We start from the raw sequence: 11,512 nt of genomic DNA on the forward strand, positions 1-11,512 counted from the left end.
TGTGGTTGCTCACTGAACTGACGCTGCGGCCCACCGCACCTTACCGGACGCTCCAAGGACGCCAACATGATTAGTAAAGAAGGCCTTACCCACCACATTTCCGCGCAGTTCAACGCCGAGCTTGAGGAAGTGCGCAGCCACCTCCTGGCCATGGGCGGGCTGGTGGAAAAGCAGGTCAACGACGCGGTCACCGCGCTGATCGAAGCCGACTCCGGTCTGGCCCAGCAGGTTCGCGAGATCGACGACCAGATCAACCAGATGGAACGCAACATCGACGAAGAATGCCTGCGCATTCTGGCTCGTCGTCAGCCGGCGGCGTCTGACTTGCGTTTGATCATCAGCATCTCCAAATCGGTGATCGACCTGGAGCGCATCGGCGACGAAGCGACCAAAATCGCCCGTCGTGCCATCCAATTGTGCGAAGAAGGTGAAGCGCCGCGCGGTTACGTCGAGGTTCGTCACATCGGCGACCAGGTGCGCAACATGGTTCGCGACGCACTGGACGCGTTTGCCCGCTTCGACGCCGACCTGGCGTTGTCGGTGGCGCAGTACGACAAGATCATCGACCGCGAATACAAGACCGCCCTGCGTGAGCTGGCGACCTACATGATGGAAGACCCACGCTCTATCTCGCGGGTCTTGAGCATCATTTGGGTGTTGCGTTCGCTGGAGCGGATCGGCGACCACGCGCGCAACATTTCGGAATTGGTGATCTACCTGGTACGCGGCACCGACGTGCGTCACTTGGGTCTCAAGCGCATGAAGGAAGAAGTTGAAGGAACAAGCGGTGAAACCGCTAATGTTCCGGGCAAAGCTGACGATAAGTAAGACTGCCCAAGAAAAACGCCCGGTCCTTTGGCCGGGCGTTTTTGCAGGTGGTTTTCGACGTTAGAAGCAGCACCCGCGAACGAAAAGTCCCGGCGTGACTGAAGGTTTTTGGCAATGTGCCATCAGCAAGACGGTATGCTTGCCGGGATTTTTTCGAGGGGTGATGGATGAGCAAGATCAGCATATTGGTGGTGGACGATGCAGCGTTCATTCGTGACCTGGTAAAAAAGTGCCTGCGTAACTACTTCCCGGGTATTCGCACCGAAGATGCCATCAACGGCAAGAAGGCTCAGGCCATGTTGGCCAGGGAAGCGTTCGACCTGGTCCTGTGCGACTGGGAGATGCCGGAAATGTCTGGCCTGGAACTGCTGACCTGGTGCCGCGAGCAGGACAATCTCAAGACCATGCCCTTCGTGATGGTCACCAGCCGTGGCGACAAAGAGAACGTGGTCCAGGCGATTCAGGCCGGCGTTTCCGGCTATGTCAGCAAGCCGTTCACCAACGAGCAACTGTTGACCAAGGTCAAGCAGGCCCTGAACAAGGTCGGCAAACTTGATGCCTTGATGAGCGGCGCGCCGACCAAGATGAACTCGGCCTTCGGTAACGACTCCCTGAGCGCATTGACCGGTGGCAAGGCTGCCGTGGTCGCACCGACTCCGGCTGCCGCACCGTCTAAAGGTCTGCTCAACAGCCCACCGGTCAAGGCACCGGCTGCTTCCGCAGCGCCTGCCGGCGGTCGCGGTCAAGGTCAGCTGCGTTTGCCCAGCGGCATTCAGCAATGCGTGATCAAAGCCTTGAGCATCAAGGAAGCTCTGCTGGTGATCAAACGCACCGAAACGCTGCCACAGATCCTCGACAGCGCGGTACTCGACCTGGAGCAGGGTGAGAACGCTGAAATCGCCCGCCTCAACGGATACCTGCACGCGGTCGTCGCCCACGAGCCAAAACCCGACAGCGACTGGTTGCAACTGACCTTCCGCTTCGTCGACCAGGATGCTCAGAAGCTCGATTACATCTCCCGCCTGATTGCTCGTGGTACCGCGCAGAAGCATTTCATACCGGGCGCGTGATCTTCGCCGCCTGACAGTCCGCCATCGCGAGCAGGCTCGCTCCTACATGATCGTTCCCACGCTCTGCGTGGGAAGGCCTCCCCGGACGCTCCGCATCTGCTTCGCTGCATCCCCGCACGAAGCGTGGGAGCGATCATTTGAAACATCTGTCGACTAGCCGGGTCCATTGCACCTGCTAGGCTCCATTTGATGCCTTACTCGACAGAATCCTGCCCATGTTCACGCGACTGCTGTTTTTTTGTGGGCTGTTTATGGCCGCCACCTCGGCGATGGCCGTGACGGTCTACAAGTCCACCGATGCCAATGGCGTGGTCTCCTACAGTGACCGTCCCACCAAAGGCTCGAAGGTGTTCGTTTTTCAGGATCGGATGGAAGAGCACCTTGAACGTCAGGTGTACCTCGTGTTCATGAAGAAGGACGGTGTGCACAGTGTGTACGTGCGCAATAACCTGTATGCGCCGGTTGAGGTCGGGTTGGGTTTCACCGGGTTGAAGAACGTCAGCGGCGCCCCGAGTCGACCTATTCGCAAGGTGTTGCCGGCGCGCAGCAGCATTCGTGTCGCAGTGCTCACGGCGGCGCAGGCCGGAAGACCGCTCGTGTACACCCCGAAGTTCGAATATTCCCTGGGCGACCCTTCAGGGGCCGCCATGGTGGGCTATCGCTACCCGCTGCCTTGGCGGGGCGGTCCGTTTCGCGTGAGTCAGGGCGCCAATGGCCAATACAGTCACTTCGGGCCGAAGAATCGCTACGCCATGGACATCGTCATGCCGGAGGGCACGCCGATCATTGCGGCGCGTGGCGGCGTGGTGGTGAAAACCGAGAGCGGGCAGAGCGGGCGCGGCACGGATCCATCGGGCAATTTCGTGCGAGTACTGCACAACGACGGGACCATGGGCGTGTATTTGCACCTCAAGCGAGGCTCGGTCTGTGTTCGCGAGGGGCAACAAGTGACGGTGGGCAGTGCGCTGGGGTTGTCGGGCAATACCGGCAACAGCAGCGGGCCGCACCTGCACTTTGTGGTGCAACGCAATACCGGGCTGGGGCTGGTATCAATTCCGTACCAGTTCAAGCAACCGGTCGGGGTGTTGCCCAACTTTGCGTTGGGCAAGAAGTGAAGGCGACACCGATCCCTGTAGGAGCCGAGCTTGCTCGCGATAGCGGTGTGTCAGATTCGGTGATGTTGGTTATTACGCCGTCATCGCGAGCCAGCTCGGCTCCCACAGGTTTTGGGCTTAATCGAGCATCAACACCTTGGCCAGAATGATCTTCGGCCCTTTCATCTTCTTGATGATGATCCGCAGGCCTTCGACTTCCAGTACTTCTTCCTCTTCCGGCACCCGCTTCAGGCTTTCGTAGACCAGCCCGGCGAGGGTTTCAGCTTCGACGTGATCCAGATCGATGCCCAACAGGCGTTCGACCTTGAACAGCGGCGTATCGCCACGCACCAGCAGTTTGCCCGGCTGGTAGGCGAGGATCCCGCGCTCGGCCTTGCGGTGTTCGTCCTGAATGTCGCCGACCAGTACTTCCAGCACGTCTTCCATGGTCAGGTAGCCGATGATGTTGCCGTCGGCTTCCTCAACCACCGCGAAGTGCGAGCCGCCCTTGCGGAACTGCTCCAGCAATTGCGACAGCGGCATGTGCCGCGAAACGCGCTCCAGTGGACGGGTCAGTTCGGCCAGGTTGAACGACTCGGGGATATGGTCCAGCGCCGCCAGTTCCAGCAGCAGGTCCTTGATGTGCAGCAGACCGACGAACTCCTGACGATCGCTGTCGTACACCGGGTAACGGCTGAACTTGTGGCGACGGAACATCGCCAGGATTTCCTTGAGTGGCGCATTGAACTCCAGCGTCACCAGGTCTTCGCGGGAGTTGGCCCAGTCGACCACTTCCAGCTCGCCCATTTCCACCGCCGAAGCCAAAACGCGCATGCCTTGGTCGCTCGGGTCCTGGCCACGACTGGAGTGCAGGATCAGCTTCAACTCTTCGCGGCTGTAATGGTGCTCGTGATGCGGGCCGGGTTCACCCTGGCCGGCGATACGCAGAATCGTGTTGGCGCTGGCGTTCAACAGGTAGATGGCCGGGTACATGGCCCAGTAGAACAGGTACAGCGGCACCGCGGTCCAGAGCGACAGCAGCTCGGGTTTGCGAATGGCCCAGGATTTGGGGGCCAGTTCACCGACCACGATGTGCAGGTACGAAATGATGAAGAACGCGGTGAAGAACGACACGCCCTTGACCACTTCGGCGGACTCAACACCAACGGCGCTCAGCAGCGGTTCCAGAATGTGCGCGAACGCCGGTTCACCGACCCAGCCAAGGCCGAGGGAGGCGAGGGTGATACCCAATTGGCACGCCGACAGGTAGGCATCGAGCTGACTGTGAACGGTGCGCAGGATATGCCCGCGCCAGCCGTTTTTATCGGCGATGGCCTCGACCCGGGTCGAGCGCAATTTGACCATGGCAAATTCGGCCGCAACGAAAAATCCGTTGAGCAAAACCAGGATCAGAGCAAAAAGAATCATGCCGAAATCGGCGAAGAGTGTTGCGAGGGTCAAGCCAGGGGAAGGGTCCATGATGGAGTTTTGCGGGTTCCGTGTATTCAAGAGGAATTGAAAAAGTGCACCTGAAAGGCAGGCACAAGTCAGCCAATGTAGCGGCTGACTCGGTAATTGCCTAGTGGCCAGTGCTGGCCGGTATCAGTCGGCGGTCTTGAGGACCTGCAATTTGGCCACCTGCGCCGGCGCAAAGTGGCAGGTAAAGGTACTGCCATGCCCCGGCACACTGCTGATTTCCATCCGCGCACGGTGGCGCAGCAACACGTGTTTGACGATGGCCAGGCCCAGGCCGGTGCCGCCGGTGTTGGAATTGCGGCTAGAGTCGACGCGGTAGAAACGTTCGGTCAGGCGCGGCAGGTGTTTGCTGTCGATGCCGATCCCGGAGTCCTGCACGCTCAGGTGCGCGCCTTGCTCGTCAGCCCACCAGCGAATGCGGATAGAGCCTTCGGCCGGGGTGTATTTCACCGCGTTGAACACCAGGTTGGAAAACGCACTGCGCAGTTCTGCTTCACTGCCCTTGAGCAAAATCCTCGGGTCGGCTTCAAGCGTGATGTGCTGGTTTTTCTGGGCGGACAACTGCTGGGCGTCGCTCTTGATTGACTGCAACAAGCCGTCAATTACCACGGGTTGGTTGTCCGACGGGTAATCGGTGGCTTCCAGTTTGGCCAGCAGCAGCAAGTCATTGAGCAATGTCTGCATGCGCCCGCCTTGTTGCTGCATCTGCTGCAAGGCGCGGGTCCAGCGCGGATTCACTTCCTCGGCGTTGTCGAGCAGGGTTTCCAGATAGCCGCAGATCACCGTCAGCGGCGTGCGCAACTCATGGGAGACGTTGGCGATGAAGTCTTTACGCATTTGTTCCAGCTGATGAATGCGTGTGACGTCGCGCACCAGCATCAAGTGTTCGTTGTTGCCGTAGCGTGTGATGTATAGCTGAATGCGCACGCGATCATTGGTCGGCGACGGGATTTCCAGCGGTTCGGCGTAGCTGCTCTGCTCGAAATACTCCTTGAAGCGCGGGTGGCGCACCAGGTTGGTCACCGGCTGGCCGCTGTCTTGCGGGGTCTTGAGGCCGAGCAGGGTTTCGGCGGCGCGGTTCCACCATTCCAGGTTGCCATCGCTGTCGAGCATGATCACCGCGTCTTTGAGCGCGGCGGTGGACTCCTGGACCCGGTCGATCACCGCTTGCAGACGCCCGCGTACCCGTTGGTCGCGGCGTTGCAGGTGATAAATGCTGTCGAATACCTCGCCCCACAGGCCATAGCCGTCGGGCGGTGCTTCATCGGGTGTGTGCAGGCGCAGCCATTCGTGCAGGCGCAGCAGTTGCTTGAGGGTCCAGGCCAGATAAATGCCCAGCCCTGCGGCGAGGCTCCAGCCGTAGTAGCCGGTAATCAGGCCGATCACCAGGCAACCGGTGACCAGTAACAGCATGTGGCGAATCAGGGTGCCATGCCAGTTTTGGTTCACGGAAACATGCGTCCTTGTCGGCTTGTCGGGCGGGTAAGGGCAGTATCAGGCCTTGGTGGAAAACCGGTAGCCTGTACCGCGCACGGTTTGTACCAGATTTTCATAAGCATCGCCGAGGGCTTTGCGCAGACGACGGATGTGCACGTCGACGGTGCGTTCTTCGACGTAGACATTGCCGCCCCAGACCTGATCCAGCAATTGCCCACGAGTGTAGGCACGTTCCTGGTGGGTCATGAAAAACTGCAGCAGGCGGTATTCGGTCGGGCCCATCTCGGCAGGTTTGCCGTCGATGGTCACGCGGTGGCTGATCGGGTCCAGCAGCAAGCCGCCGACTTCAATCGGCGCCTCGCCATCGGTGGGGCCGGCACGGCGCAGCACGGCTTTGAGGCGGGCTACCAGTTCGCGTGGGGAAAACGGCTTGGTGATGTAGTCGTCAGCGCCGACTTCCAGGCCCTGGATCTTGTTGTCCTCTTCGCCCTTGGCGGTAAGCATGATGATCGGGATGTCCCCGGTCAGCTCATCACGCTTGAGACGGCGGGCCAACTCGATACCGGAGGTGCCGGGCAGCATCCAGTCGAGCAGGATCAAGTCCGGCTTGCGGTCGACGATGATGGCATGGGCCTGCTGAGAGTTCTCGGCCTCCAGGCAGTCATAGCCGGCCATTTCCAACGCAACGGCGATCATTTCGCGAATGGGCGCTTCGTCGTCGACGATCAGAATGCTCCTGCCAACCATGCCTTAATCCTCTTGTCATTTAACTGTCTTGCGCCGCATTAGATAACGGAATTATTGCAGTCGTGTGACAGTATTTTAGTCGCCCGGCGATTGTCATGATCCTGAACTAAGCTCTAAGTCCGAATCCTGACAACCACAAAAGGAAGGTTTCCATGAAGCAATACTCGTATTCCTTTAAGGCCCTGATGCTTAGCGCGGTCCTGGCTTTGCCAACGATGGCCTTCGCAGCTGATCCTGTGATGATGAAAGATGGCATGATGGTCGACCATAAAGGCATGACCCTGTACACGTTCGACAAGGACACTGCCGGCAAGTCCTCGTGCACCGGTGAGTGTTTGGAGTACTGGCCACCGTTCATTGCAGAGGCGGGCGCCAAGCCTGAAGGCAAATGGTCAATCATCAAGCGTGACGATGGCAGAATGCAATGGGCCTACGGCGGCAAGCCCCTTTACTACTTCCAGAAGGACAAGGCACCTGGAGAAATGAAGGGTGACAAGATGAAAGACGTCTGGCACGTCGTTCGCGAGCATATGTAACGGAAGTTGCGAACCTTAACGGATCGTAGCCCGGTAGCAGCNCTGGCCACCGTTCATTGCAGAGGCGGGCGCCAAGCCTGAAGGCAAATGGTCAATCATCAAGCGTGACGATGGCAGAATGCAATGGGCCTACGGCGGCAAGCCCCTTTACTACTTCCAGAAGGACAAGGCACCTGGAGAAATGAAGGGTGACAAGATGAAAGACGTCTGGCACGTCGTTCGCGAGCATATGTAACGGAAGTTGCGAACCTTAACGGATCGTAGCCCGGTAGCAGCTGGCGTAGCCTGCGTCCGGCTGCGCAGCAGTCGTAAAGTCTGCTCACGCGGTGCATCAGATGAACCGCGGGCTCAGGATTTACGACTGCTGCGCAGCCGGACGCAGCCTTCGGCAGCTGCTACATAAAGCGTGTCCATCAGCGAAACGCGTAATCCAGCACAATCCCGACAAAAATCGCCAATCCGGCCCAATGGTTGTGCAAGAACGCCTTGAAACAACGCATCCGGTCACGGTCGCGGGTGTACCAGAACTCCCACGCAAAACAGCCCGCCGCCGCCAGCAAGCCTAGATGGAACCAGCCCCCGAGCTCGAACTTCGACCCGGCCAGCAACAAGCAACCCAGCGCCAACCCTTGCAAGGTCAGGATGATCACCCGGTCTGCATCGCCAAACAGAATCGCTGTGGATTTCACCCCGAACTTCAGGTCGTCATCGCGGTCAGTCATCGCGTAATACGTGTCATAACCCACGGTCCACAGCAGGTTGGCGATCCACAACAGCCACGCCACGGCCGGCAGTTCCCCGGTTTCTGCGGTGAACGCCATCGGCATCCCCCAGGAAAACGCGGCGCCCAGCACCACTTGCGGGTAATAGGTGTAGCGCTTCATGAACGGATAGGTGAACGCCAGCGCCAGCCCGCCCAGCGACAACCAGATCGTCGGCGCGTTGGTGCACAGCACCAACAGGAAACTCACGCCCATCAACAGCGCAAAGAACACCAACGCTTCTTTCGAACTGATCTTGCCGCTGGCCAGTGGTCGTTGCGCGGTGCGTTTCACGTGGCCGTCGACCTTGCGGTCCGCCCAGTCGTTGATCACACAACCACCGGCGCGGGTCAGCACCACGCCGAGGACGAAAATCACCACGTTGGCCAAGGAGGGCGAACCTTTACCGGCAATCCACAACGCCCACAAGGTCGGCCACAGCAGCAGGTAAATGCCGATGGGCTTGTCCATGCGCGTGAGTTGAATGAAATCCCAGGCCCGAGGATTCAAGCGGTTCAGGGACTTGAGCAGGCTCTGGTACATCAACAGTTCTCCGGATGGGCGCGGGTGGCGCTCCATAAGGTCGGCAGGAAGATCTCGGCCACCAACACACTCAAGGCGCCGCGGTCGAATCGCGAACGCCGGCCCCACAGCTCAGGTGCCCGGCATTCCTGCGGCAGCCATGCTTGAGGATAGTGACAAACCTCGATGGCGCGGCGCTGGAACGCATGATCGCAAAACAGCAATTCCCCCAGGGAGCGGCTGCCCAATTCGTCCATGTGCAAACCATCGCCCTGCAGCGCGCTGCGTGCCGCCACGCTGCGGGCAAACACCCATGCCTCGCCGTGACCGCGCAGATACACCTCGCGAACCCAGCCCTCGCTGCCTTCGGCCAGGTCCAGCGCAGCACATTCGTCGGTGCGCAGCAGTTGCCAGCCTTCGAACAGCGGCGTGACGCTGAAGCGGTCATTCGACAAACGGATCAAACGTCGGGTCAGGGAGCCTTCGTCGAACAGCCAGTCGAGAATAGAGGCGTCGGGGCGGGGAGTGAGTTGGCCTTGGGTGAGCCACAGCGGGGATTTTGAGTGCGGCACAGTGAGTCATTATTGGCAGCAAATGAGGCGGCGAGCTTACCATGTCAGCCGGCGATTTTGATTGACCGCGGCCACCGTCGCGCCGAACAGGCTTGCATCTGACGGGCCCGATCAGTACAAAACGCCCTGAGCCGGACGGCAGCGCTGCAACCATCGACCGTTCGCGCCGGCAATACGCCTGAATCCTGAGGATGAACCAAATGAAAAAATGGCAATGTGTGGTCTGTGGCCTTATCTATAACGAAGCCGACGGCTGGCCGGACGACGGCATTGCGCCGGGCACACTGTGGCAAGACGTGCCGGAAGACTGGCTGTGCCCGGACTGCGGCGTGGGCAAGATGGATTTCGAAATGATCGAAATCGCTGCTTAAAACAATTAGAGGAGTAAGGAATGAACGCACCTGTCGTGATCGTCGGTACCGGGCTGGCCGGCTACAACCTGGCCCGGGAGTTTCGCAAGCTCGACAGCGAAACCCCGTTGCTCCTGATTACCGCCGATGACGGGCGTTCCTACTCCAAGCCGATGCTTTCCACCGGTTTCGGCAAAAACAAAGACGCCGACGGCCTGAGCATGGCCGAACCCGGCACCATGGCCGAGACGCTGAAGGCCGAAGTGCGCACGCACACGCGCATCAGTGGCATCGACCCGGGCCACAAGCGCTTGTGGATCGGTGAGGAGGCGGTGATCTACCGTGACCTGATTCTGGCCTGGGGCGCCGAAACTGTGCGGGTGCCAATTGACGGCGACGCAGCGGACTGCGTGTTCCCGATCAACGATCTGGAAGATTACGCCCGCTTTCGTGCGGCGGCGGCCGGCAAGCGCCGCGTGTTGCTGCTCGGCGCCGGCCTGATCGGTTGCGAGTTCGCCAATGACCTGAGCCTTGGCGGCTACCAGGTGCAACTGGTCGCACCGTGCGAGCAAGTGATGCCGACCCTGCTGCACCCGGCCGCCGCGTCTGCCGTCCAGGCCGGTCTGGAAAGCCTTGGCGCTCGCTTCCACCTCGGGCCGGTGCTCAATCGCTTGCAGCGAGTGGCTGACGGTCTGGAAGCGCATCTGTCCGATGGTCAGGTGATTCCTTGTGACGTCGTGGTCTCGGCCATCGGTCTGCGCCCGCGTATCGATCTGGCGGCTGCGGCCGGCGTGCAAGTCAATCGAGGCGTGGTGGTCGACCGTCACCTGAAAACCTCCCATGACAATATCTACGCACTGGGCGACTGCGCCGAAGTTGACGGGCTGAACTTGCTGTACGTCATGCCGTTGATGAGCTGCGCCCGAGCGCTGGCCCAGACTCTGGCCGGAACCCCTACGGCGGTGAGTTACGGCCCGATGCCAATCACCGTGAAAACCCCGGTGTGCCCATTGGTGGTCTCGCCGCCACCACGCGGTACCGAGGGCGTCTGGACGGTCGAAGGGCAGGGCGCCGACATCAAGGTCTTATGCCGCGATGCGGGCGGAAAACTGCTCGGTTATGCCCTGACAGGCGCCGCGGTGATGGAAAAACTGGCCCTCAACAAAGAGCTTCCGGCACTGCTGGCGTAAATGCCGGTCGTTCTGTCGGAATCACCCCTGTTTTGCCCCTACAAACCGCGTGCCGACACTGGCGCGGCTCCTCCGTGCGTGCCATTCTCACTCCCGTCTGCCGCAGAGTAGAGCACCTGCGGCGCTTTGGGCGCTGCTCCGCAGAGAGCAGCACGGACATAACAACAAAAAACCGTCAAAGGGGCTTCACTAATATGCGTAAACCAGAACTCGCCGCAGCAATTGCTGAAAAAGCAGATCTCACCAAAGAGCAGGCCAACCGCGTTCTCAACGCCGTTCTCGAAGAAATCACCGGCGCTCTGCATCGCAAGGACAGCGTCACGCTGGTGGGCTTCGGTACCTTCCTGCAACGCCACCGCGGTGCCCGCACCGGCAAAAACCCGCAAACCGGTGAGCCCGTCAAAATCAAGGCCAGCAACACCGTTGCCTTCAAGCCAGGCAAATCGTTGAAAGACAGCGTTAATCCATAATTGCGGCGAACTCCCTGAATAACGGGGAGAACCGTACTGAAAAATGGGCATGCCGATTAATTCGCATGCCCATTTTTTATGGGCGCAGACAAGAGAGTTGTATGCAGTTTGTGGACTGATAAATACATTCTGGAACTATAGTTTTGACATTCGGATTAATGCCTTGCCCATCCATTGAAAGCGTCGGGGATATATAGGGCGCCATCATGGCAATGGCACTTTCTTAACTGTCCATTGTCCCGCTTCGATTTGTTCAATATCGATCTCTGTGTTTCAGACGAATCCTACATTAATTGTCTTCTATTGTTGGCATGCTGCACGACCGCCAATGCAAGGCGTTGCTTCGGATTCCGAAGATGTTTAACGCGAGGCTCTAGCTCAGTGCTTTCGGGGGCTTCTGATGAAGGCGGTAATATTAAAAGGCCGTCAGGGTAACCCCTGTCTCATATAGGGAAATCT

General features: G+C 59.4%; 12 protein-coding genes and 1 pseudogene. 8 read left to right on the forward strand and 5 right to left on the reverse strand.

Annotated elements, in window-relative coordinates; genetic code table 11:
* Positions 1 to 66: 66 nt before the first annotated feature.
* From phoU to BMS17_RS12375, 3 genes are all read left to right on the forward strand, one after another.
* Positions 67 to 828 (forward strand): phosphate signaling complex protein PhoU, encoded by a 762-nt coding sequence (phoU, locus tag BMS17_RS12365; RefSeq protein ID WP_008150055.1) that lies wholly within the window; start codon positions 67 to 69, stop codon positions 826 to 828.
* A gap of 167 nt (positions 829 to 995) precedes the next feature.
* Positions 996 to 1,898: a response regulator gene (locus BMS17_RS12370; RefSeq protein ID WP_077431011.1), complete on the forward strand. Its 903-nt coding sequence runs from the start codon at positions 996 to 998 to the stop codon at positions 1,896 to 1,898.
* A 215-nt stretch (positions 1,899 to 2,113) separates the two neighbouring features.
* A complete protein-coding gene (locus BMS17_RS12375) occupies positions 2,114 to 3,013 on the forward strand; it encodes a peptidoglycan DD-metalloendopeptidase family protein (protein WP_046030750.1) in 900 nt (299 codons plus the stop codon).
* A 117-nt stretch (positions 3,014 to 3,130) separates the two neighbouring features.
* On the opposite strand, the gene BMS17_RS12380 is transcribed toward BMS17_RS12375, so the two are convergent.
* The 3 genes from BMS17_RS12380 to phoB all read right to left on the reverse strand — a co-directional run bounded on the left by BMS17_RS12380 (position 3,131) and on the right by phoB (position 6,652).
* The gene (locus BMS17_RS12380) at positions 3,131 to 4,471 is read right to left on the reverse strand and encodes a hemolysin family protein (RefSeq protein ID WP_046030749.1); all 1,341 of its coding nucleotides are present in this window, start codon (positions 4,469 to 4,471) and stop codon (positions 3,131 to 3,133) included.
* Between the two features lie 123 nt (positions 4,472 to 4,594).
* Positions 4,595 to 5,881, reverse strand: coding sequence for a phosphate regulon sensor histidine kinase PhoR (phoR, locus tag BMS17_RS12385; RefSeq protein WP_256577246.1), 1,287 nt, complete (start codon positions 5,879 to 5,881; stop codon positions 4,595 to 4,597).
* 81 nt (positions 5,882 to 5,962) lie between these two features.
* Positions 5,963 to 6,652, reverse strand: coding sequence for a phosphate regulon transcriptional regulator PhoB (gene phoB, locus BMS17_RS12390; protein ID WP_007896474.1), 690 nt, complete (start codon positions 6,650 to 6,652; stop codon positions 5,963 to 5,965).
* A 152-nt stretch (positions 6,653 to 6,804) separates the two neighbouring features.
* Here phoB and BMS17_RS12395 point away from each other — a divergent pair, with 152 nt between their 5' ends.
* Positions 6,805 to 7,188, forward strand: a complete 384-nt coding sequence (locus BMS17_RS12395) for a hypothetical protein (RefSeq protein WP_046030742.1) — start codon at positions 6,805 to 6,807, stop codon at positions 7,186 to 7,188.
* Between the two features lie 55 nt (positions 7,189 to 7,243).
* Positions 7,244 to 7,423 (forward strand): annotated as a pseudogene (locus tag BMS17_RS12400) (hypothetical protein); the annotation flags it as partial.
* 178 nt (positions 7,424 to 7,601) lie between these two features.
* Here the strand turns inward: BMS17_RS12400 and ubiA are convergent.
* Both ubiA and BMS17_RS12410 read right to left on the reverse strand, forming a co-directional pair.
* On the reverse strand, positions 7,602 to 8,492 hold the full coding sequence (ubiA, locus tag BMS17_RS12405) for a 4-hydroxybenzoate octaprenyltransferase (RefSeq protein ID WP_077431014.1): 891 nt from the start codon (positions 8,490 to 8,492) through the stop codon (positions 7,602 to 7,604).
* Complete coding sequence (locus tag BMS17_RS12410; RefSeq protein WP_046030738.1) at positions 8,492 to 9,043, reverse strand: chorismate lyase; 552 nt, start codon at positions 9,041 to 9,043, stop codon at positions 8,492 to 8,494. Before BMS17_RS12410 ends, ubiA begins: the two co-directional genes overlap by 1 nt.
* 200 nt (positions 9,044 to 9,243) lie before the next feature.
* Between BMS17_RS12410 and BMS17_RS12415 the strand changes: the two genes are divergently transcribed.
* The 3 genes from BMS17_RS12415 to BMS17_RS12425 all read left to right on the forward strand — a co-directional run bounded on the left by BMS17_RS12415 (position 9,244) and on the right by BMS17_RS12425 (position 11,053).
* Positions 9,244 to 9,414, forward strand: a complete 171-nt coding sequence (locus BMS17_RS12415) for a rubredoxin (RefSeq protein ID WP_007942683.1) — start codon at positions 9,244 to 9,246, stop codon at positions 9,412 to 9,414.
* 20 nt (positions 9,415 to 9,434) lie between these two features.
* A complete protein-coding gene (locus BMS17_RS12420; protein ID WP_046030737.1) occupies positions 9,435 to 10,583 on the forward strand; it encodes an NAD(P)/FAD-dependent oxidoreductase in 1,149 nt (382 codons plus the stop codon).
* 194 nt (positions 10,584 to 10,777) lie between these two features.
* Positions 10,778 to 11,053, forward strand: coding sequence for an HU family DNA-binding protein (locus BMS17_RS12425; RefSeq protein WP_003213368.1), 276 nt, complete (start codon positions 10,778 to 10,780; stop codon positions 11,051 to 11,053).
* Positions 11,054 to 11,512 lie beyond the last annotated feature (459 nt).

This window comes from Pseudomonas sp. C9 (genome assembly GCF_002000165.1).
Classification (GTDB): domain Bacteria; phylum Pseudomonadota; class Gammaproteobacteria; order Pseudomonadales; family Pseudomonadaceae; genus Aquipseudomonas.